The sequence below is a fragment of the Leptotrichia shahii genome, assembly GCF_008327825.1.
Lineage (GTDB): Bacteria > Fusobacteriota > Fusobacteriia > Fusobacteriales > Leptotrichiaceae > Leptotrichia > Leptotrichia shahii.
The window spans coordinates 1,253,147-1,275,311 of record NZ_AP019827.1 but is presented as its reverse complement, the minus strand read 5'-3'; the positions used below and the strand labels follow the sequence as shown (position 1 = coordinate 1,275,311).

The following is a 22,165-nucleotide window of genomic DNA, read 5'->3' as shown; positions in this document are numbered from 1 at the left end:
TTTAGTATTAGAATAAATTTAAAACAAACATCATAGAATAGATAAAAAGAGTTATCTAAATTCAATTACGAGTATAGATAGCTCTTATTTTTGATTTATTCTTTTTTTCAATTCTCCTGATGGAATAGGCTTTGAACTTTTTATTAAATCTTTATAGACGTTATTTAAATGTCTGATTACAGATTTATCAGTTGTTCTTATACAAGTTTCGTGATTAAAAAGAAAACCTGTAGTAGTAAAATTTAAAGAGCCTAAAAAGGCAATTTTGTTGTCTATTATATAGATTTTACTATGAAGATTATAGCTTTTTTCAAGAATATGTACATTGAAATTATCTCGTTTTGAATAGTAAAATTCGTGGTTTATTGTCAATTTTCTCAAAAAGAAGGTCAGTATTCCCAAAATAATGGTAAGCACTAAAAAATTATTTTTAGAAATTGGGAGTACATTTTTTGTAAAAGAAACATCAAAAATAAAGGATGTAAAAATTTCTAATGCTGCAATAGATAAAATAATATAAAAAAATATTAATATGTATTTTCCCAAAAGAAACAACCATTTTTCAGAACCTAAAATAGGATTTTGGCTATATAAATTCTTTTTTAAAAAAGGATAAATTCTTTCATTGTCTTTTGAAATAATGTTTACTTGAACATCTTTATTTAATACTTCAAAAACATCTTCAGTTATCATATTTCCGCTTAAGAATGGAGAAATTACCGTAATTGATTTTTTAGCTTTCCGTATTGCATTTCTAACACTAATTCCAGCCTTTTTTCCAACATAAATGTCACAGGAAATCCCTTCTAAAAAAGATTGTTCAAATTTTGGGATGCTTTTTTTTCTTTCAGTTTTTGTTTTTACAGTTTTTTTTGTTGAATTATTTGTTCGCTTTGTTGTAGTTTTTTTCATTATTTTTCCTTCTCTTTATTTAGATCTGAATTTTTTAAAAATTCAGAAATTTCCTTCATTGTTCGTCTGTCCTTTAGAATACTGGTGTGAGTTGTATTTTCAATAATTTTGAAATTATCAGATTTCATTTTTGCAGTTTTTAGAGGCACCATTCCATCGTCTTTTCCACGAATTATCATTGAATACAGCAAATTATTTGTCTTATTTCCAATTAAAATCATATAGTTGTAATCAGGCTCGCCAAGCTGATTTACAAAACTGTCTTTTTTTGTGCTAAATTGTGGAACGACTTTTCCAAGCATAGACGGGAGTTTGTCGACAAAAGGTACGTCTGCTAGATGGCTTCCGTGCGATGGCGGAGAAATAAATACGACTTTTCCTAGATTTTCAAGTGAATTTTCCTTTAAATAATACCGAAGGATTCCAGTTCCCATCGAATGTGCCACAAAATTAATTTTTACATTTTGATTAAAATTTTTGTTTATTTTATTATTATTTTCATCTGTTTGAGAATATTGACTTTCTATTTTTTTATGAAAATTTTCTGAGAAAATCTGCTCTTTAATATTTTCAATATTTGGTTTTATATAAAGATCAGAAATTTCCTCAGCAGTTTCTTTCGTTGTAGGATATTGAATATTGATAATCCTGTAATTGCTCTTAAAATTTTGAGCAATACTTTCCATATCTGAACTTTTTCCATAAATACCGTGAAGAAGTACCAAAAAATCCTGATTTTTCCGAGATTCATCATTTTTTTCATAATAGATTTTAACTTCATAATTGTGATAGAGAAGTTTAGTTATAACATTTTTTGCTACAACAATTTCAGCTACTTTGACTGTTGAACCAATTAATATGTCTTTTATTATTTCATTCATTTTTTATGGTTATTCCTTTTCATTATATTTCATCACTATTTTTTCTCAAAAAATTAAGTCTATAAAACTCAAAAATCCCGATTTCTCCAAGTTTTGGAACGTATTCATCAATTTCTTCAATGTATTCTGAAATTTTTTGCCCTTGTCCGCCAGTTGTGATAACGTAAGCATTGGGGAAAAATTTTTTATATTGCAAAATTAATTCTTTTATTGATCCAACATTTCCGTAAAAGATGCCAGCATTAATTTGAGAAACTGTATTTATTCCCAGAACAGTTTCAGGTTCTGTAAATTCGATTTTAGGCAAAGCGGCAGTATTGCTAAATAGGGCGTTTATTGAAAGTGCAATTCCTGGCATAATGCATCCGCCCATATAAGTGGAATCCTTTATCATATCAAAGGTTGTGGCTGTTCCAAAGTCAATTATTAAAAGTTCTTTTTCTGGATAAAGTTTTTTTGCTGCTAAAATATCGACAATTCTGTCTGCTCCAAGCCCACGTTCCATATTTGGCAAAATTTTTATTTCTTTTATTTTATTTTCCACATTTTCAAGTGTTACAAAAGTTGGATCAATGTCAAAATATTTTTTCCCAAGTCTTGTAAAATTTTCATTAATATTTGAAACAACCGATGAAACTATAATATTTTTTATATTTGAAATTTCCAAATTTTTGCTTTTTGCAAATTCATTTAACATTATAAAAAAAGTATCTTCGGTAAATTCCAGATGTGTCGGTATTCTGAATGTTGCCAAAATATTTCCATTTTTATTAAAAAAGATTGGTATAATATGTGTATTTCCAATGTCAAATCCTAAAATCATTATTTTCACCTTTTTTACCTTTCATATTTTTTATTTTATAAATAATCCAATATAAGCCATAACTGATAAAATAACTCCAACAATTGCTTCTCCGCTCATTAGTCCATTTGATATTAAAAGCAGTTTTGAATTGGATTTTTTTGAAATTCTGTTACCAAAAAAACTTGCAAGACCACCTAAGAATACAGTTGAAGTCAAATAAAACGGTACATAAATTCCAATTCCAAAAGTTAGAACTGGTAAATTTAAAAGGCTTAGAATTAGTCCAGCTGCAAGTCCAATAAAGAAGATGCCTAAAAACGGTATTCCGTTTATGACTGTTGCTACGATGGAAGCCTGCAATGCTATTAATTCAGTATTTTCAACAGGTCCGATTGTTTTGTAGACTTTGAAAAAAACAAAAAATAAAAATGTTATTACGAAAGAGCTTACGATTGCACCAATTAATTCTCCAAAAAGTTGTTCGGATGGTTTTACTTTCATTTTGTATCCTGATTTAAAGTCATTTAAAATATCGCCTGCAAGTCCGCAAGCAACTGTTATAATGCAGGCTAGCATAAATAATATTAAGGTATTTAAATTTGTATAAAATTTTATTCCGCCAATATTTAAGCCATTTAGCATTTTATTTAAGAATGAAATTAATAAAATTGTAATTATAGCGTAAATTTCCATTGGATTGACTCCAGTTTTTCCAGTCGAATATCCAGCGATGATTGTACATAAAATTGAAATTAGCACTAAAACTAATGAAAGAAAAATTGGTAATTTATAAATAAAAGTTATAACAATTATGGAAATAACCAATAAAATGAGCAATTTCGCTACAATGCTTTTATTTTCTGTATCCTTTTTCATTTTATTTGAAAAAATAATTTTTAAAACTATAGCAATTCCAATCCCAATCATAAATCCCATTCCAAAACTATTTTTCATAATGGGAAAATCAGCAATTTTAAACATTTTTGCAAATGGTTCTCCGATAAAAAGGACAATCGCTCCACCTAAAAACCAGACAAATGTATTTACAAATCCAAGTACATATCCCATTCCAACTAAAAGTGGCGATACATAAAAACTGAAAAGACCATTTTTTAATGAAAGTAGTGATGGAATAATGGGTGCCTTACCTTTTGTAAAGCTAAAATCACGAAAAAAAGCAACGATTGAGCTAAATAATGTTCCAAAAGCAACATATCTGATATTTTCTGCACTTTTTCCTGAATTTACAAGGTTATAGGCAGCTTCTCCAATTGGAAATTCCAGTTTTTCTTCTTCAATTAACTTTGTACGAAAAATGTACGATAAAAATGCTCCTGCAATACTTCCGCCCAAAATAGTTAAAAGCAGCTGATACTGATTAATATCCATTAATTTTCCACCTAGAATAATGTAAGCAGGCATTGTAAAGGCAACTCCTCCAGCTACCATTGACCCAGCACTCATAATAGTATGAGAAATTGTAATTTCCTTGTTATTTGCCTTTTTAAATAAATTTAACGTCATCATAGATAAGAGCGTAACCATTATAGTCGGCCACGGTAATGCTCCAAATTTTAGTGCGATGTAAAAAGAGCTGGAAGATACTAGAACCGCTCCAATAGTTCCTGTTAAAATCACTGGAAAAGTTATATTTGTTTCATTCCTTCCAATCTTTGATACTATTTTTTTTGTTTCTGCCATTTAAGTTTCCTCCTAATTTTATTTTTGTATGAAACTATATTTATACTATTTCCCATAAAATAATAGATTTGTTATAACTTTTACTACACAAGAGTTCAAGACTCCTTGTCAAAAAAATAAATAAACTATAATTACTATCTTTGCAAAAGGGACTTAGTATTATTATTAAAATTTTACTTCATTTAGAGGGTGTTTGTCAATGAAATTTTAGAAATATAATTAATTTATAATATGATTTAGTATTAGATTTATTGGAAATTACAATAAATTTTTGAATTTATTATTAAAATATATAAAAAATTGTGGTATAATGTGAAAATATAAGTATAAATAAAAAATTGAATAAAAATAAAATAATTTTTGGAAGAGGAGAAGAAAATATATGTTATTAGAATTAAGAGAACTTCAGACAAATACAAAAGAGTATTTAGGGAAAGAAATCGAAATTAACGGATGGGTAAAAAAAATTAGAAGTCAAAAGAACTTTGGATTTATTGAGTTAAATGATGGGACTTTTTTTACTGGGATTCAAGTTGTGTTTGATGAAGCGTTGGAAAATTTTGAAGAAATTTCTAAACTTACAATTTCAACTTCTGTTAAAGTTACAGGAACTGTGGTAGAATCATTGGGGAAAGGACAGGATTATGAAATTAAGGCAACAAAAATTTCTGTTTATCAAAAAGCTGATTCAGATTATCCATTGCAAAATAAAAGACATACATTTGAGTTTTTGAGAACAATTGCACATTTACGTCCAAGAACTAATGCTTTTTTTGCAACATTCAGAGTGCGTTCAATCTTGTCTTATGCAATTCATAAATTCTTTCAGGAAAAAAACTTTGTATATGTGCAAACACCAATAATTACTGGAAGTGATGCGGAAGGTGCTGGAGAAATGTTCAGACTTACAACGCTTGATATAAATAATGTTCCAAAAACTGAAAATGGAAGCATTGACTTTAAACAGGATTTCTTTGGAAAAGAAGCGAATCTTACAGTAAGTGGACAGTTAAATGTTGAAACATTTGCAACAGCATTTAAAAATACTTATACTTTTGGACCTACATTCAGGGCTGAAAAATCTAATACTCCAAAACATGCTGCAGAATTTTGGATGATGGAGCCTGAAATTGCATTTGCTGATTTGGATGTAAATATGGATATTATTGAAGAAATGATAAAATATATTGTAAATTATGTGAGAGAAAATGCTAAGGAAGAAATGGAATTTTTCAATAAATTTGTAGATAAGGATTTATTTAATAGGCTTGATACATTAGTAAACAATAAATTTGATAGAATTACTTATACTGAAGCTATTGAAATTTTGAAAAATTCAAAACAGAAATTTGAATATGAAGTGGAATGGGGAATTGACTTACAAACTGAACACGAAAGATATCTGGCAGAAAAACATTTTAAAAAGCCAGTATTTGTAACTGATTATCCTAAAGATATAAAGGCATTTTATATGAAATTAAATGAAGATGGGAAAACTGTAAGAGCAGTTGACTTATTGGCACCAGGAATTGGGGAAATTGTAGGTGGAAGTCAAAGAGAAGATGACTATGAAGTCCTTTTAGGAAAAATTCAGGAAATGGGATTAAAAGAGGAAGACTACTGGTGGTACTTAGACTTAAGAAAATATGGAAGCGTGCCACATTCAGGATTTGGGCTTGGATTTGACAGAATGCTTATGTATATTACAGGAATGACAAATATTAGAGATGTAATTCCGTTCCCAAGAACAACTAAAAATTTGGAGTTCTAATTATTTAGGAGGAACAAGATGGGAAAAGCAAAAAGAGTAATGATGATGGTGGCAATCCTTCTCACTTTTGCAACAGTTGTAAAAGGAAATTATTATATTGCTGAAAATACAGAAACCGAAGGTGGAGATGCAACAACTGTAAATAATGATGAAGAAAGTGTTTTGCCGCCAACAGCTAAAGCTGATGAAACTACAAAAAAAGCATTTAAACCGCCAAAAGATGAGTCATTGAAGCCAAAAGAAAAAGATACTGGGACAATGCCAGCGACACAGACGGAAGACATATCTACAGAGGCAAAGTATAATTCCTATACAAATTATGAAAATGCTACACTTGCTAAAAAAAGTTCATCGGCGACATTTAGAATGGCTCAGCTGTATTTTCGTGATGGACTTTATGAAAAAGCGGTAAATTTGGCATTGAAGGATGAAAATCCTGATATTTCTGTGATGTACGTAATTGCGATTGGATCTCGGCTTATGGGAAATAATGACAGATCGATTGATTATTATGCGAGAATTTTATCGCAGGATGAAAATCAGGCTGAAGCAAAATTAGGGATAGGCATTGCCTACAAATCAAAAGGGGATTTTTCAAAAGCATTGGGATATTTAAGAGATTATAATTCTACACATGCCGATGATGAAGTAAAAAAGGAAATTACAATATTAAATGAAATATTAGCTGGTTCAAGATAAAAATAGGGGGGATTATTGTGGAATGGCTTAGATTAAAGGAATATGGAATGAAAAATAACCATATAAAAAAGTTGATGTTGATTTTTCAAGATTTTGAAGAATTATTTTATGAGGAAAATTTTAAATTGTTCAACGATGAATTAAAACATCAGCTGGAAGAATCAATGAAAATTGATATGAAAGAAAGAATCGAGCTTTACAAGCGAAACAGAGTAAGAATAATTAGTGCAAATGATAAGGAATATCCAAAAAAGCTAAAGGAAATAAAAGATTATCCAGTATTTTTATATTTAAAGGGGAAAAAGCTGAAGGATTATGAGAAAATAAAGATTGACAAGGATAAGATTTCAGTAGAAAATAAACGAAATATAGCAGTTGTGGGTACAAGAAGGGCTACAAAATTTGGAAAAATGGCTTGTGAGAAAATTGTAAATGAACTTGTAAATTATGATGTGACTTTAATTAGCGGACTTGCAGAAGGAATTGACACAGTTGCTCTAAAAACTGCACTTGACAAGGGAATAGGAGTTATATCGGTAGTTGGGACAGGGCTAGACATTGTATATCCTTATGACAATCGAGATTTGTGGGAGAGAATGGCGGAAACTGGAACTATTGTAAGTGAATATCCGTTGGGAACGCAACCAACCAGATGGACTTTTCCAAGAAGAAATCGTATTATTGCGGGAATGTCAGATGGAATTTTAGTGGCTGAAAGTTTCAAAAAAGGCGGTGCATTAATTACTGCAGAATTAGGATTCAGTATGAATCGTGAAATTTTTGCCATTCCAGGATTTATAAATTATCCATCTTTTGAAGGCTGTAATGATTTGATTAAAAATAATAAGGCAAAATTAACAACTTGTGGAAATGACATTGCAATCGAGTTTTTGTGGGATATAAAAAAGGAAAAAAGTAAATTGCAAAAATTGACAGAGGAAGAGCAGACTGTATTTGAAACGATTACAGAGGAAGTAAGTTTTGAGCAAATATTACAAATTGTGAAGGGAAAAATTGAGAAAAATAAATTATTTTCGATAATTATGAGTTTAAAAATTAAAGGATTGATTACAGAAACAAATGGGGCGAAGTATATAAGGATAGTGTAATTTTAAAAATAATAAAAGATAACAAGAATAGACTTGTTCTAAAATATATGTATTTAAAATTTAATAAAACAAATGTTCTGGAGCAAGGGGGCTTGACCCCTTGTGCAAAAAAATTAAATTATTGAACAGGTCTAATAGTAAAAATTATATATAAAGATAGTTAAGAAACAAGGAGAAATAGAGTTGGCTAGAAAGTTAGTTATTGTTGAATCACCATCAAAGGCAAAGACCATTGAAAAAATACTTGGGAGGAATTACGAAGTTGTTGCATCTTATGGACACGTGATTGATTTGCCAAAAACTAAAATTGGAATAGATGTGGAAAATAATTTTGAACCTCAGTATAAGGTTATAAAAGGAAAAGGCGAGGTTTTAAAGAAATTAAAGGAAAAGGCAAAAAAGGCAAGCAATGTTTATCTGGCTTCGGATCAGGATAGGGAAGGGGAAGCTATTGCCTGGCATATTTTTAATTATATTAAGCAGCCTGATAAAACTAGGAGAATTGAATTTAATGAGATAACGAAGACAGCTGTAAATAATGCGATTAAGAATCCAAGGGATATCAATGATAATCTTGTGAATGCACAGCAGGCTAGAAGATTGCTGGATAGGATAGTTGGTTATAAAATAAGTCCGCTTTTATGGAAAATAATTAATCGTAATGCAAGTGCTGGACGGGTTCAGTCGGTTGCGTTAAAGTTGATTTGCGACCTGGAAGATGAAATAAATGCGTTTGTTCCCCAAAAATATTGGGAAGTCAGTACATTAATTGAAAAAGATATTAACCTTAATTTAGTAAAAATTGCAGATGAAAAAGTGAATAAAATATTTGATGAAAAAGTTATAAAAAAACTAAAAAAAGACTTGAAAAATGAATCATTGACACTTGAAAAAATAGAAATTAAGAAAAAATCTCAAAAACCGCCACTTGTATTTAAAACGAGTACGTTACAGCAGCTTGCTTCATCATATCTTGGGTATGGTGCAAGCAAGACTATGAGAATTGCACAGCAGCTTTATGAGGGGCTTCCGATTAATGGAGAAAATAAAGGACTTATAACTTATATGAGAACAGATTCGACAAGGATTTCTGTTGATGCAATAAATATGGCAAAGGATTATATTACTCAAAATTATGGTGAAAAATATGTAGGAAAATATATCGTAAAAAATTCAAAATCAAATGTTCAAGATGCCCATGAAGGAATTCGTCCATCTGATATAAACTTAGTTCCTGATGAAATAAAGGGATATTTGACAAATGATCAATATAAGCTGTATAAGTTAATTTGGGATAGATTTTTAGTTTCACAGTTTGCTGCGATGCAGTATGAGCAAATGCAAATTAATGCTGTAAATAAAGAATACCTTTTTAGAGGAACAATTAATAAAGTTATTTTTGATGGATATTACAAGATTTTTAAAGATGAAGATGAAATTAAGACTGGAGATTTTCCAGAATTAAAAGAAGGAAGCGTTCATCCAATTGAAAAATTAAATATCGAAGAAGGAATTACAAAGCCGCCAACAAGATTTTCAGAAGCTACTCTTGTAAAAAAATTAGAATCTGAAGGAATCGGACGTCCATCAACCTATGCTTCAATTGTTGAAACTTTGAAAACAAGGGAATATGTGGAAATTATTGAAAAACGTTTTTTTCCGACATATTTGGGATATGAAGTAAAAGATGAGCTTGTAAAAAATTTTAAAGACATTATGAATGTGAAATTTACTGCGAATATGGAAAAGGATTTGGATAAAGTTGAGGAAGGAACTGTTGAATGGGTTCAGCTTTTAAGGGATTTTTATAGTTCGCTGGAAAAGGATATTGTAAAGTTTGAAAAGGAAATTGATGAAATAAAAACTCGTAGAGTTGTAGCGGATGTGATGGATTCTGAAGGGAATCCAATGGTTTTAAAAACTGGATTGTATGGAAAATATTTGATAAGTGAAACAAATGAAAAGGAAAAAATTTCATTAAAGGGAATTCCTGTATCGCCTGAAGAGATTAGAAAGGGAGAAATTTTTGTAAAGGAAGCGGTTGAAAAACTTCAAAATAACAAAAAGGGAATCCCGACTGATTATTTTGATGAAAATGGAGTAAAATACGTATTAAAAGTCGGAAGATTTGGGGAATATCTTGAAAGCGAAAATTATGAAGCAGATGAAAAACGAATGTCACTGCCGCTGGAATTGAAGCAAAAATATAGAAAAGGTTCTGTAATTGAGCTGGATGGCGTTTTGCAAATAAATGAGGAGATGAAACGGCTTTTTGAAATTGACAGGAAAATAATAGAAGAAGCTGGAGTTTGCGAGTTTTGTGGAAAACCTTATGAAATAAAAACTGGAAGATTTGGAAAATTCCTTGCTTGTACAGGTTATCCAGAATGTAAGACAATAAAAAATATAAAAACTGGAAAAGTGACAAGAGTGACTGAAAAGGAAGAAAAAACAAAAACTAAAAAAGCAGCTTCTAAAAAAACAGTTAAAAAATCGACTTCTAAAGCAAAAACATCTGCTGCAAAAACTAAAAAAACAGCAACAGTGAAAAAGAAGAAAACGACTAAAAAATCATAAAGGCGAGAAGGTGAAAAAAGTATGAAAAAAACTGGAATGGATAAGTTATTTGATAAATATATTAAAAGGATTCAGTCTGGAGATACAAAGGCTATGAATGAAATTGCTCTTATTTTTCAAAATAACTATGAAGATGAAAATGCAGAAAAATGGTTTTTGAAGGCAATTGAAGCTGGAGATTATGAATATGCCAATAATCTGGGATATTTGTATGCCAGTCGGCATGATTTTAAAAATGCAGAAAAGTATTATTTGATTGCAATTAAAAATAATGATTATGATGCCTTGAATAATTTGGCAATTCTGTATGAGCAATATGGGAAAATTGAAGAGGCGGAAAAATATTATTTGGAGTCGGCTGAGAAAAATTGTGAAGGTGCAGAAAAGAATTTGCTTATATTTTACAATAGTACAAATCAGATTGAGAAGGCAAAAGACTTGTATTTGCATTTGGCTTGGAAAAATGATATTGATGCGATGAATAGGTTAGGAATGATTTTTGGAAATGAAGGGAATTTTAAGGAATCAAAAAAATGGTTTTTAAAGGCTGCGGCATTGGGAGATGAGCATGCAAAGAATAATTTGAAAGTATTGGAAGAAAATTTGAAAAAGTAAAATAACTTTTATATTGAAAGATTTAAAATAATAAATTTTATATTTTGTTAATAATAAAAAAGTAAGAGGATTAACTTCTGTTATACAGCTGTCAATCCTTTTTTACATTCTTAAAATTTTATAGTAAAATTGATTTAAAACAGAACTCAAAAGCTCTGACTATTTTATTTAAATCCTAAGTTTATATAATCTTTAATAGTTCGATTTTAAATTGGTTAGAGTATATTTCCACTGGAATAATGGATTTAGTATAAATTCATTATTTCAAAAGAATAGTATTAATTTTCCAAATACTCTTTATTAAATTGTATCATCTTTCCAACATTTGCAATGACTAAGAGCATATCATTTTCTAAAATATTTTCATTTGGCAAGAGTGATATTCTTAGTTCTTCACCCTCCCTTTTTATTCCAATTACATTCATTTCATATTTTTTCCTCAAATCTAACTCAACAAGGTTTTTTCCTATAATTTTTTTTGGAACTTTAAATTCAAAAATTCTGTATTTTTCAGAAAATTTTAAATGTTCTGTGACATCTGGCTTTAAAAATTCAAAAGCTAAATCTCTTCCAACGGTTTCATCGGGAAATACAACTTTGGTCGCTCCAATTTTTTCCAAAACCTTTCCTTCAATTTTTGTAATAGCTTTACAAATAATAGTTTTTATTCCTAATTCTTTTAACATAACCGTAACTAATGCACTTGTTTGCAAACTGCCCTCAATACAAATAAATGCTACCTCAAAATCATCGCTATTTACCATTTTCTTTAGTGAATTTTCTTCTGTTACATCAAAAGAAACTGCTTCTCCGACGGTACCATCGTCTATTATTTGCTGTATAAGTTCCTCATTTTTGTCGATTACAAGTACAGTTTCATTGTGTCTATAAAGTGTTTTTGCAATACTTCTCCCGAATTTTCCTGCTCCTATAACTAAATATCCTGCCATTTTTCCTCCTCAAAATTATCCTATCAAAATATTTTCTTGTGGATAGGTATAATGTCCTTTTTTTAAATTTGACTTTGACAATGCCAAAGTGATTGTGAGCGGTCCAACTCTTCCAACGAACATTGTAACAATAAGTATAAATTTTGAAATATCCGAAAGACTTGGTGTCAAATCTCTAGAAAGTCCAACTGTTCCAAATGCTGAATATACTTCAAATGCCAAATCCAGAAAATTTTTATTTCTTTCAAATAAAATTAATAAAAATACACAAATTACCGTATAAATAAGTGAAATAAATAATATAGCGATTGCTTTGCTATAAATTCTCCAGCTAATACTTCTCTTGTCATATTCGACTGCATCCTTATTTTTAAGTGTTGCCAAAGTTCCTAAGACTATAAGCCCAAGCGTCGTAGTCTTTATTCCTCCACCAGTTGAGCCTGGAGAAGCGCCGATAAACATTAAAATAATAAATAAAAGTGAAGTTGACCTTTTTAGACCTAAAATTGAAATTGTGTTAAATCCAGCGGTTCTCGTTGATACACTTTGAAAAAATGATGCTTCTAATTTTTGCACAAAAGATAAGTTTCCAATCGTACTTTTATTGGAATATTCTAAGATAAGCATCGCAATTGTTCCTGCAATTATCAAAAAAATGGATATTTTAATGCTTAATTTAGTCGTTGAAGTTAATCTTTCCTCTTTTTTTCTAAAAACATTGTAACAATTTAAAATCGTTGAAAATCCGATTCCACCTAAAAATATCAAAAGCGGAATTGTAATATTTATCAAGAAGCTATTTTTAAATCCATATAAATTGTCTGAAAATAATGAAAATCCAGCATTGCAAAATGCTGAAACAGAATGGAAAAGTGAATAATAAACTGCTTTAAAAAAACTAAACTTTTTTATAAATTCAAAAAATAAAACAACAGCTCCAATAAATTCAATCAAGATTACAGAAAAAATAACTTTTTTCACATATTCTTCAATTCTAAAAGTTGTGTCAATGTTTATATCTTCTTGAACTATTTTTTTGGTATAATATCCAATTTTCTTTGAAATCATAATAATTATAACTGATGTGAACGTTATAACCCCAAGTCCTCCAAGCTGTATCAAAATCAAAATTATAATTTGCCCGAAAGTATTGTAAACACTGCCAATATCAATACTGGAAAGCCCTGTCACACAAATAGCTGAAGTTGCTATAAAAAATCCATCAATCAACTTTACACTTTTTCCATAATTCACAGAAATTGGCAAAGATAATAAGATTCCGCCTAAAACTGTCACTATTACAAATGATAATAATATTGTCATATATGGTGAAAAAGATTTATTTTTAAAAAACATTTTATTTCCTCTATTCATTTTTCCTTTTTGAATTATTTAACTCTTTAAAATAAATTTACCACATTTAATTTTTTTTGTCAATTATAGAAATAAAAAAAATTTTACAAACATAAATATTTAATTATGTAAATTTGATTTGAAGATTGAAAAAGGTTTGACAAGTTTGATTAATTGTGATAAATTTAAAAAAGTCATTTAATTTATTTAAGATAAATAATAAAAATTATCTAGGCAGTTGTAAAAGTAAAATTGAATAACAGTAGTATTTATGGTTAAGCCCCTTGTCCAAAAGTGGAGAAAAGAAGAAAATTAAATGTAAAATACTGTATTTATCGTACTTTTCAGACTTTTACAAATGACTAAATAAAAATTATTAGAAAGGAGAGAAATACTAAAAATATGGAATTTTATAATTTTAATTATTTAGAAAACCAAAAATTTGTAACAGATAAATTTTTTCTTGTTGTAATTATTTTTGTAATTGCATTTATTGTATTTGCATTTTGGAAATGGTTTAAAGGAAGTATTTCGTTGAGGGATAAGCAGCTTAGTTTGCTTGGATTGATGTTTATCTTTTTATTTGCATTGTATCATTATGATAATTATAGAGCTAAAAATAACGAAGAAAAAGTTTATAAAAATTCGGCAAGCGTTATAAAAAAATTATCTGAAAAATTTAAAGTTAACGAAAATGATATTTTTATAAATACACCTGAAATAACAGAAGATACCGTTTATAAAATAAAAGACAAATTTTACCAAATTCACTGGGTAGGAAATAATATCTTGGTTGAACAAATGACAGTGCCTTATGTGGATGAAGTTAAAACAATTAAAGAATAATGGCATTTAAGCTGGAAAAATATATAAAGAAAGGAAGATGATGTAATTTTGGATTTCATAATTCTTGTAGCAATAAAACTTACAATCGGATTTATTGCATTAGTTTTATTTATGAATTTAAATGGACGAAGCCAATTGGCACCAACATCAACAGAAGATCAGATAGGTAACTATGTTCTTGGGGGAATTATCGGTGGTGTTATTTACAGTCCAAGTATATCAATAATTCAGTTTTTGATAGTTCTTTTGATATGGGGACTGCTAATGACAATAACTGATTTTCTAAAAAATACAAATAAAAGTGTAAAAAAAATGATAGATGGACAAGTTGTATATTTAATAAGAGATGGAAAAATGTTGATAGAAAATTTTGCACAGGCGACACTTTCTATTCCTGATTTTTATACTAAATTGAGAACAAAAGGGATTACGCAAATATCAGATATAAAAGATGCTTTCATGGAATCAAATGGACAGCTTATAGTTATCCAAAAAGGTAAAGATGGTTATTCAAATTTACTGGTTTCAGAAGGGAATATACAAGAGGATAATCTAGAGCATATTGGAAAAGATGATGCTTGGTTGAAAGAAGAGCTGGAAAAATATAATATCACTAATATTAGCGAGCTTTTTATTGTTGAATACAGCGGTAATGGAAAACTTTTTATTGTGAAGAAATAGAAAAATTTTAAGAAATAAAAATACTCAAATGGCGATATGATTTGCTAGTTGAGTATTTTTTGTATTACTAAAAATTCTAGGTATATTTAAATATTAATCTAATTTTAAAAATTCAGATTGAAAAAATTATAAGATGTGATATAATATTATTGTGAAAGTAAAAATTAAACGAAGTGATAAAAATAGCAACTTCAAGTTTTTTTAAAAATTTAGAATTAAGTAGGGAAGTAGCTGAAGAATAGATAAAAATGACAGAAGAAGGTTTTACTGTAAATAAAGTGCCTAATTTGGATAAAGAAGCAGATATTAAGGAAATAGGGAAAAATTTAAACTTAGAAAGAAGGAGAAAAAATAATTGGAGAGTAAGAATTTACATAAGAAGGATTGAAAGTTATGATAATGGAACTGAAATAAATTTTAAATAGAATAAAAAATTGAAAAAAATAATTTACAGAATAAATATTTTATACTATAATAAATATAGTAAGATTGATTTAAAATCAAACACAAAAGCTATGATTATTTTACTTAGACTTTATTTTATACAGTTTTTAACAGTTTAATTTTAAATGAGTTTGAGTATATTAATAAAAAAAGAATTAAAGGTGATACTTAAAGTAAAAAATAAAGTAAATTTGAGGAGGCGAAAATAATGGGAAAAAAAGCATTAGTAATTGGAGCTGGAGGAGTATCGAATGTAGTTTGCCATAAGTGTGCACAAAATTCAGAAGTGTTTAGTTCGATTATGATTGCTAGCCGTACGAAGGCGAAATGTGATGAAATTAAGGAAAGAATTGAAAAAAGCAAATATGCTGGAAGAATTGAAATTCAGACTGCACAGGTGGATGCTAATAATGTGCCTGAATTGGTGGCATTGATTAATGAATATAAGCCTGATATTGTGATAAATGTGGCTTTGCCGTATCAAGATTTGACAATTATGGATGCTTGTCTGGAAACTAAGACTGACTATTTGGATACAGCAAACTATGAGCCGTTAGATACTGCCAAATTTGAGTATAAATGGCAATGGGCTTATAAGGAAAAATTTGAAAAAGCTGGGATTACGGCTATTTTGGGAAGTGGATTTGATCCAGGTGTTACTGGAGTATTTTCGGCTTATGCACAAAAGCATTATTTTGATGAAATAAATTATATTGATATTCTTGATGCAAATGCTGGGGATCACGGTTATCCGTTTGCAACAAATTTTAATCCTGAAATTAATATTAGGGAAGTTACAGCTAATGGAAGTTACTGGGAAGATGGAAAATGGGTGGAAACAAAGCCTATGGAAATTAAACGGGTATATGATTTTCCACAAATTGGTGAAAAAGATATGTATCTATTGCATCATGAAGAATTAGAATCACTTGCGTTAAATATAAAAGGAATTAAAAGAATTAGATTTTTTATGACTTTTGGGCAAAGTTACCTGACTCATCTAAAAGTACTGGAAAATGTTGGAATGACGTCAATTGAGCCAATAGAATTTGAAGGAAAGCAAATTGTACCACTACAATTTTTGACAGCAGTATTGCCTGATCCAGCTTCACTTGGACCTAGAACAAAAGGTAAAACTAATATTGGAAACATTTTTAGAGGTAAAAAAGATGGAGTTGAAAAAACTTATTATGTTTATAATGTTTGTGACCATCAAGAATGTTATAAGGAAGTCAGCTCACAGGCGATTTCCTATACAACAGGAGTTCCAGCAATGATTGGAGCTGCAATGGTGCTTACAGGTGAATGGAAAAAACCGGGAGTATTTAATGTAGAAGAAATGAATCCAGATCCATTTATGGATGCGTTAAATAAATTTGGGCTGCCTTGGGTTGAAGATTTTAATCCTGTATTAGTTGATTAATTATTTTGAAAAAGTAAAATAAATTATAGATAAAATACTGGAAAAATAATAGTTGAAAAAAATAGGAGTGTGATATTTAATAATTGTTTCTAAATTTTTTTCATTATTAAAAGAAAAATTTGACTAATTTGATTATATGTGGTAACATTGAAATGAGATAATTAAAATATAAAATAAATAAATTGGAGGAATTAAAATGGGATTATTTGATTTATTCAAAAAAGGTAACAAAGGTGAAGAAGTTAAAAAAGAATTTGACGGGAAAGTAATAGCTCCTATTTCAGGAAATTTACTACCTTTGTCAGAAGTGCCTGATGAAGTTTTTGCACAAAAAATGATAGGAGACGGAATTGCAATTGAACCAACTGCATCAGGTGTGATGGTTGCACCAGCTTCTGGAAGAATAGAAAAAATATTTGATACTAACCACGCTTTTAGTATTGTAACACCTGCTGGAATCGAAATTTTCGTGCATCTTGGAATGGATACAGTTAAACTTGAAGGAAAAGGATTTGAAAGAGTTGCAGAAGAAGGGGCAGTAGTAAAAGCAGGAGACCCAATTGTTAAATATGATTACGATTTTTTAAAAGCAAATGCAAAATCAATCATTACACCAGTAATAATTTCAAATAGTGATGATTACAGCTCATTAAATCCAGTTGAATCTGGAAAAGCAGTAGCTGGAGAAACACTTGTATTGAATGTTGTAAAATAATTTTAATTTCAAGTCAATAAAAAAATCTCTATTTAAGTGAGAAGTTTCTCATTTATTTAGAGATTTTTTTTGTAATTTTATATAATTGCTTTCTTTATTTTTGAAACCTTTTTTCCAGTTGATACTTTTTACAGAAATAAAGAAGATTAAACCTGCTAAAGTATTTGAAAATAAATTTCCCCAGAAAATTGAGTAAAGTCCAAGATATCTTTGAGTCATTAAAATAAAAATATATCTTAACAGCCAAATTCTTAAAATAGACATAAATAAAGGCACTTTTGTTCTTCCAAGTGCAATGAAAACTCCTTGTGAAATCATAAAAATACTAAATCCAATTACTGAATATGTATAAATATGCAAAGCCTTGTTGGCAATCTCAATAACTTTTGTAACTTTTGTAAAAGTGAGAACAAGAGGCATTGAAATTGGTAAAATCAGGATAATTGTTAAAATAGAAAGTATAACCCCTGTTCTCCAGCCAATTTTAAATACATCTTTAGATTTCTTCACATTTCCAGTTCCCATATTTATGCTGATCATTGAAGAAACTGTAGTTCCGATTGAAGATGGCAAAATAAAGCAGATTGCATTGATGTTAGAGGCGATTCCTTGTGCATTTAAGGCAATTGCACCGAATTTTTCCATTTCCTTGTTTATAAGGAAAAATCCGAGATATAGAAAAGCGTAGTTTAGCATTGCTGGAAAGCCGATATTTAGAAGCCTTTTTATTATGGGTAGCTTCATTGAGTAATTTCTTAAATCCAGCTTGACATCTCCGTTTTTTAGAAATAAATCATAAAACATCCAGATTGTAATTGCAATGTAGGAAAAAAGTGAAGCCATTACTGCACCTGTAATTCCCATTTTTAATACATATAGAAAAACTGAATTGAAAATTATTTTCAAAATTAATAATAAAAAAATTCTAATAAATGTAACTTCAGGACGTCCAATCGCATTTTTTGACGAATTATAAATTGCGGCTAAAAATACAAAGGGCATTACAAGAGAATAGAGGGCAATGTAAATATAGACATTGTTACGAATTTCAATGGTTGTATATTTGGAAATTATGAAGGCTGAAAATACACAGACTGGAATTATAAAAAGCCCAATAACAAAGCTGAATACAAAAATCTGCAGCATAGTTTCCTTTACAGCCAGCATTCTCCCTTTTCCATAAAGTCTTCCAAGCATAACAAGAGTAGCCACTCCAAGCCCTTGCGACAACGCAATCATAATATTCAGCACAGGCTGGCTAAATGTTACAGAACTAGCCACTTCAACACTTGTAAGCCTATTTAGAAACAGGCTGTCAGAAAGCGGAATAAGTGCTTGAATAATTCCAACTAGCAATGTTGGGATAGATAAGAAAAGCAGGGTATTTATAACTTTTCCGTTTAAAATCATTTCACGGCGTTCTTCATTAGATTGAGTTTTAAATATTGTTTTCATTTTCTTTTTTTCCTTCCTTTTTAAAATTATCGTATCTTACTATTATAACATTTTTTTTTGAGATTTTAAAATATTTTTTTTCTTATGATTTTCTTTGTTTATTATCACAAATAAAGTTTGAATTTAAAAAAATTTAATATGAAAATAAATTAAAATTTTGAAAAATACTTTACAAATCGAAAAAAATTAGTTATAATAATATAAGTTATATGATAGAGGTGCAGTTATTAAAAGTAAATTTACGGAGAAAAGTCGATTCTGTGAAATAAGTTGAAAGGAATAACTGCCGAAGCATAGGGATTGACTATCTTTTTTGCTGGGGCTATGGATAATATCCATAGGACTGTCATTATCAAGGGATAATGGGGAGCTGTCAGATATAATTCATATAAATTTTTTAAGTTTTTAGTTTGAAATGAAAATAATAAAAAAATTTTTAAATATATGTTTTATATGCTGATGCTTGTTATCAGCATTTTTTAATTATCCAAAAAAATACAAATATTGAAAGGAGAAGAGAATTTTTTTATTTATATTATTTCTTAATTATTTAATAAAGAATCTTAATTTTTTATAAGGATTTAGTATTTAGGTTTTATAAAAATAAAAAAATTTTGTGAAAATATGAAGTTATTTGGAACGGCAAAAATTAATAAAAAAGGAAATTTATCAATAGGAGGAGTTGACACAATTGAGCTGGCAAAAGAGTTTAAAACGCCACTTTATGTAATGGATCAGGAATTAATTGAAACGACTATTGATAAGATGAAAGAGGCTTTTCAATCATCAAGATTTAAAACGAGAATAGCTTATGCGGGGAAAGCATTTTTGACAACTGGGATGATTAAATTGGTTGAATCTAAAGGATTAGACTTAGATGTGGTGTCTGGTGGAGAATTGTATACAGCACATAAAGCAGGATTTCCAATGAAAAGAGTGCATTTGCATGGAAATAATAAATTAGTAAATGAGATTGAGATGGCTGTTGAATATGGGATTGACACGATTGTTGTAGATAATGAAGATGAAATTGCTAAGATTGAAAAAGTTTGTAAGGAAAAAGGTAAGAAACAAGCGGTTTTAGTGAGAATTGATCCAGGGATTGAGGCACATACACATCATTATATAAAAACTTCAGGACTTACATCAAAATTTGGGATTTCACTTTTCCAAGAAAATTTGATTGATATTGTAAAAAGATTGAATGATAGTCCATATATTGAATTTAAAGGTTTCCACACACATATTGGTTCGCAAATATTCCAATCTGCATTCTTTATTTTTGCGTTAGATGAAATTTTTAAATATTTGGATAGATTGAAAAAAGAATTGGGAATCGTAGTTCACACAGTAAATATGGGTGGAGGATTTGGAGTTTATTACAAAAATGGAGATGATCCTAAACCAATAGAAGAAGTGCTTAGCGAAATTATAACTTATACTGAAGCGATGGAAATTAAATATCAAATTGGATTTAAAGAACTTTGTATTGAGCCGGGAAGAAGCATTGTTGGAAATGCTGGAACTACTTTGTATGAAGTTGGTGGAATTAAAGAAACTGTTGGTGGAAAAACTTATGTATTCATTGATGGAGGAATGTCAGATAATATAAGAACGGCATTATACCAAGCTGAATATGAGGCTGGAGTTGTAAATAAAATGGAAGATACTGACACAAAAGACATTACGTTGGCTGGAAAATTGTGCGAATCAGGAGATATTATCATTCAAAATGGTAAATTGCCAAAATCAACTGAAATTGGGGATATAGTTGCAGTTGGTACGACAGGAGCCTACTGTTACACAATGTCAAGCCACTACAATAGAATGGTTACACCAGGAGTTGTATTTGTAAAAGACGGTAAAGCAAAAGTTGCCGTTAGAAGGGAAACTTATGAAGATTTATTAAGAAATGATGAGATTTTTGAGTTATAATCTATAATAAAAAAATATTGAGAAAGGATAGAGGTGCATTTATTATGATTATTGTACATAAATATGGTGGAACTTCGGTTGCCACAACTGAAAAAATTATGAATATTGCTAAATATTTAGGTAGTGTAAAAGATTCGGGAAATGATGTAGTTGTAGTAGTTTCGGCTATGGGGAAAACAACCGATGCGTTAATTAAATTAGCTCATGAAATTACTGAAAATCCAGATTCCAGAGAAATGGACAGATTGATGTCAACTGGTGAACAGCAAACTATTTCGCTTCTAAGCATTGCGTTGCAAACATTGGGATATGAAGCGATTTCGTTGACAGGGGCTCAAGCTGGGATAAAAACAAGCGGACATTATATGAAAAATAAAATTGACGATATAAACGGTGATGTTATAAAAAATCACTTGAATGAAGGGAAAATTGTTGTTGTAGCTGGATTCCAAGGAGTTAATAAAGATGGAGATGTAACTACTTTGGGGCGTGGAGGTTCTGACACTTCTGCGGTTGCACTTGCGGCGGCTTTGGGAGGAAAATGTGAGATTTATACAGATGTTGATGGAATTTATTCAATTGATCCAAGAGTATACGGGGATGCGAAAAAATTACCGTACATTTCTTATGATGAAATGATGGAATTGGCTTATTTGGGAGCTGGAGTAATGGAGCCTAGAGCAGTAGAGCTTGGTGGAAAATATGGAGTGGAAATCTATGTTGGAAAATCATTGGGTGAAAAAAATGGAACGATAATAACTTCAATTCAAAAAATAAAGGAGATTAAAGAAATGGAAGAAAGAGTAATAACTGGAGTGTCAATAAACGAAAATGTAATAATGGTAAATGTAGAGGAAATCCCTACAAATGCACAAAATGTTTACGAAATTTTTGAAAAAGCTGAAGCAAATGGAATAAATATTGATATGATAAGTCAAAATGATGTAACTAGCCATCATGGAAGTTTTGCCTTTACTTGTCCAAAAACTGATATAGCAGCTCTTGAAAAAATTGGAAAAGAAATCGAATCTGAATTTCCACAAACATCATTTATAATTAACCAGTATGTTACAAAAGTTTCAATCGTAGGAATTGGATTAATTAGCAATGTTGGAGTAGCTGCGAAAATGTTTAAAATCTTAGCGGAAAATGATATAAGTTTCCACCAAATTTCGACTTCAGAAATCAGTATTTCGTTGGTTGTGGATGAAGTTATGGGGAAAAAAGTTGCAGAATTATTTGCAAGAGAGTTTGATATATAAAAAATTATTGAAGTATCTTTTTACAGGATTG

Annotated in this window: 19 protein-coding genes and 1 riboswitch; of the genes, 12 read left to right on the top strand and 7 right to left on the bottom strand. The window is 29.6% G+C overall.

Annotated elements, in window-relative coordinates; genetic code table 11:
- Window positions 1-84: 84 nt before the first annotated feature.
- Genes F1564_RS05925 through F1564_RS05910 form a run of 4 tightly spaced genes read right to left on the bottom strand, consistent with a single transcriptional unit; the run spans window position 85 to window position 4,299 of the window.
- Window positions 85-912, bottom strand: a complete 828-nt coding sequence (locus tag F1564_RS05925; protein WP_018449828.1) for a phospholipase D-like domain-containing protein — start codon at window positions 910-912, stop codon at window positions 85-87.
- Window positions 912-1,793, bottom strand: a complete 882-nt coding sequence (locus F1564_RS05920; protein WP_018449829.1) for an esterase/lipase family protein — start codon at window positions 1,791-1,793, stop codon at window positions 912-914. The genes F1564_RS05925 and F1564_RS05920 overlap by 1 nt, the downstream gene beginning before the upstream one ends.
- A gap of 22 nt (window positions 1,794-1,815) precedes the next feature.
- Window positions 1,816-2,616 carry a type III pantothenate kinase gene (locus F1564_RS05915; RefSeq protein WP_018449830.1) on the bottom strand — a complete coding sequence of 267 codons (801 nt, stop codon included), beginning with the start codon at window positions 2,614-2,616 and terminating at the stop codon, window positions 1,816-1,818.
- A gap of 30 nt (window positions 2,617-2,646) precedes the next feature.
- Window positions 2,647-4,299 (bottom strand): OPT/YSL family transporter, encoded by a 1,653-nt coding sequence (locus tag F1564_RS05910; protein ID WP_018449831.1) that lies wholly within the window; start codon window positions 4,297-4,299, stop codon window positions 2,647-2,649.
- A gap of 382 nt (window positions 4,300-4,681) precedes the next feature.
- Here F1564_RS05910 and asnS point away from each other — a divergent pair, with 382 nt between their 5' ends.
- From asnS to F1564_RS05885, 5 genes are all read left to right on the top strand, one after another.
- Complete coding sequence (asnS, locus tag F1564_RS05905; RefSeq protein WP_018449832.1) at window positions 4,682-6,070, top strand: asparagine--tRNA ligase; 1,389 nt, start codon at window positions 4,682-4,684, stop codon at window positions 6,068-6,070.
- Between the two features lie 18 nt (window positions 6,071-6,088).
- Window positions 6,089-6,769, top strand: coding sequence for a tetratricopeptide repeat protein (locus tag F1564_RS05900; RefSeq protein ID WP_018449833.1), 681 nt, complete (start codon window positions 6,089-6,091; stop codon window positions 6,767-6,769).
- A gap of 17 nt (window positions 6,770-6,786) precedes the next feature.
- On the top strand, window positions 6,787-7,878 hold the full coding sequence (gene dprA / locus F1564_RS05895) for a DNA-processing protein DprA (RefSeq protein WP_018449834.1): 1,092 nt from the start codon (window positions 6,787-6,789) through the stop codon (window positions 7,876-7,878).
- Window positions 7,879-8,061: 183 nt separating this feature from the next.
- Entirely contained in the window at window positions 8,062-10,455 is a 2,394-nt protein-coding gene (gene topA, locus F1564_RS05890; protein ID WP_018449835.1) for a type I DNA topoisomerase, read from the top strand.
- A gap of 21 nt (window positions 10,456-10,476) precedes the next feature.
- On the top strand, window positions 10,477-11,070 hold the full coding sequence (locus F1564_RS05885) for a tetratricopeptide repeat protein (protein WP_018449836.1): 594 nt from the start codon (window positions 10,477-10,479) through the stop codon (window positions 11,068-11,070).
- 278 nt (window positions 11,071-11,348) lie between these two features.
- Here F1564_RS05885 and F1564_RS05880 read toward each other — a convergent pair whose 3' ends face one another.
- Window positions 11,349-12,020 (bottom strand): potassium channel family protein, encoded by a 672-nt coding sequence (locus F1564_RS05880; RefSeq protein ID WP_018449837.1) that lies wholly within the window; start codon window positions 12,018-12,020, stop codon window positions 11,349-11,351.
- A gap of 15 nt (window positions 12,021-12,035) precedes the next feature.
- On the bottom strand, window positions 12,036-13,376 hold the full coding sequence (locus tag F1564_RS05875; RefSeq protein WP_026231186.1) for a TrkH family potassium uptake protein: 1,341 nt from the start codon (window positions 13,374-13,376) through the stop codon (window positions 12,036-12,038).
- Window positions 13,377-13,775: 399 nt separating this feature from the next.
- On the opposite strand from F1564_RS05875, the gene F1564_RS05870 reads away from it, so the two are divergent.
- The 5 genes from F1564_RS05870 (at window position 13,776) to F1564_RS05855 (ending at window position 17,482) form a co-directional block, all read left to right on the top strand.
- Entirely contained in the window at window positions 13,776-14,219 is a 444-nt protein-coding gene (locus tag F1564_RS05870) for a DUF3290 family protein (RefSeq protein ID WP_018449839.1), read from the top strand.
- Between the two features lie 48 nt (window positions 14,220-14,267).
- A complete protein-coding gene (locus F1564_RS05865) occupies window positions 14,268-14,900 on the top strand; it encodes a DUF421 domain-containing protein (RefSeq protein WP_018449840.1) in 633 nt (210 codons plus the stop codon).
- A 248-nt stretch (window positions 14,901-15,148) separates the two neighbouring features.
- Complete coding sequence (locus F1564_RS10125; RefSeq protein ID WP_018449841.1) at window positions 15,149-15,325, top strand: hypothetical protein; 177 nt, start codon at window positions 15,149-15,151, stop codon at window positions 15,323-15,325.
- A 227-nt stretch (window positions 15,326-15,552) separates the two neighbouring features.
- On the top strand, window positions 15,553-16,767 hold the full coding sequence (locus F1564_RS05860) for a saccharopine dehydrogenase family protein (protein ID WP_018449842.1): 1,215 nt from the start codon (window positions 15,553-15,555) through the stop codon (window positions 16,765-16,767).
- Between the two features lie 196 nt (window positions 16,768-16,963).
- Window positions 16,964-17,482 carry a PTS sugar transporter subunit IIA gene (locus tag F1564_RS05855; protein ID WP_018449843.1) on the top strand — a complete coding sequence of 173 codons (519 nt, stop codon included), beginning with the start codon at window positions 16,964-16,966 and terminating at the stop codon, window positions 17,480-17,482.
- A gap of 48 nt (window positions 17,483-17,530) precedes the next feature.
- Here the strand turns inward: F1564_RS05855 and F1564_RS05850 are convergent, their stop codons facing one another.
- Entirely contained in the window at window positions 17,531-18,937 is a 1,407-nt protein-coding gene (locus tag F1564_RS05850; RefSeq protein ID WP_018449844.1) for an MATE family efflux transporter, read from the bottom strand.
- A gap of 205 nt (window positions 18,938-19,142) precedes the next feature.
- A riboswitch (Lysine riboswitch) is annotated at window positions 19,143-19,318 on the top strand.
- Between the two features lie 243 nt (window positions 19,319-19,561).
- Between F1564_RS05850 and lysA the strand changes: the two genes are divergently transcribed.
- Window positions 19,562-20,872, top strand: a complete 1,311-nt coding sequence (lysA, locus tag F1564_RS05845; protein ID WP_018449845.1) for a diaminopimelate decarboxylase — start codon at window positions 19,562-19,564, stop codon at window positions 20,870-20,872.
- A 44-nt stretch (window positions 20,873-20,916) separates the two neighbouring features.
- Window positions 20,917-22,134, top strand: coding sequence for an aspartate kinase (locus F1564_RS05840; protein WP_018449846.1), 1,218 nt, complete (start codon window positions 20,917-20,919; stop codon window positions 22,132-22,134).
- Window positions 22,135-22,165: the final 31 nt, after the last annotated feature.

Excerpts from the sequence above, each read along its gene's own strand:
- F1564_RS05925 (WP_018449828.1), bottom strand. The coding sequence starts at position 912 with ATGAAAAAAACTACAACAAAGCGAACAAATAATTCAACAAAAAAAACT.
- F1564_RS05920 (WP_018449829.1), bottom strand. The coding sequence starts at position 1,793 with ATGAATGAAATAATAAAAGACATATTAATTGGTTCAACAGTCAAAGTA.
- F1564_RS05915 (WP_018449830.1), bottom strand. The coding sequence starts at position 2,616 with ATGATTTTAGGATTTGACATTGGAAATACACATATTATACCAATCTTT.
- F1564_RS05910 (WP_018449831.1), bottom strand. The coding sequence starts at position 4,299 with ATGGCAGAAACAAAAAAAATAGTATCAAAGATTGGAAGGAATGAAACA.
- asnS (WP_018449832.1), top strand. The coding sequence starts at position 4,682 with ATGTTATTAGAATTAAGAGAACTTCAGACAAATACAAAAGAGTATTTA.
- F1564_RS05900 (WP_018449833.1), top strand. The coding sequence starts at position 6,089 with ATGGGAAAAGCAAAAAGAGTAATGATGATGGTGGCAATCCTTCTCACT.
- F1564_RS05885 (WP_018449836.1), top strand. The coding sequence starts at position 10,477 with ATGAAAAAAACTGGAATGGATAAGTTATTTGATAAATATATTAAAAGG.
- F1564_RS05880 (WP_018449837.1), bottom strand. The coding sequence starts at position 12,020 with ATGGCAGGATATTTAGTTATAGGAGCAGGAAAATTCGGGAGAAGTATT.
- F1564_RS05875 (WP_026231186.1), bottom strand. The coding sequence starts at position 13,376 with ATGTTTTTTAAAAATAAATCTTTTTCACCATATATGACAATATTATTA.
- F1564_RS05870 (WP_018449839.1), top strand. The coding sequence starts at position 13,776 with ATGGAATTTTATAATTTTAATTATTTAGAAAACCAAAAATTTGTAACA.
- F1564_RS10125 (WP_018449841.1), top strand. The coding sequence starts at position 15,149 with ATGACAGAAGAAGGTTTTACTGTAAATAAAGTGCCTAATTTGGATAAA.
- F1564_RS05860 (WP_018449842.1), top strand. The coding sequence starts at position 15,553 with ATGGGAAAAAAAGCATTAGTAATTGGAGCTGGAGGAGTATCGAATGTA.
- F1564_RS05855 (WP_018449843.1), top strand. The coding sequence starts at position 16,964 with ATGGGATTATTTGATTTATTCAAAAAAGGTAACAAAGGTGAAGAAGTT.
- F1564_RS05850 (WP_018449844.1), bottom strand. The coding sequence starts at position 18,937 with ATGAAAACAATATTTAAAACTCAATCTAATGAAGAACGCCGTGAAATG.
- lysA (WP_018449845.1), top strand. The coding sequence starts at position 19,562 with ATGAAGTTATTTGGAACGGCAAAAATTAATAAAAAAGGAAATTTATCA.
- F1564_RS05840 (WP_018449846.1), top strand. The coding sequence starts at position 20,917 with ATGATTATTGTACATAAATATGGTGGAACTTCGGTTGCCACAACTGAA.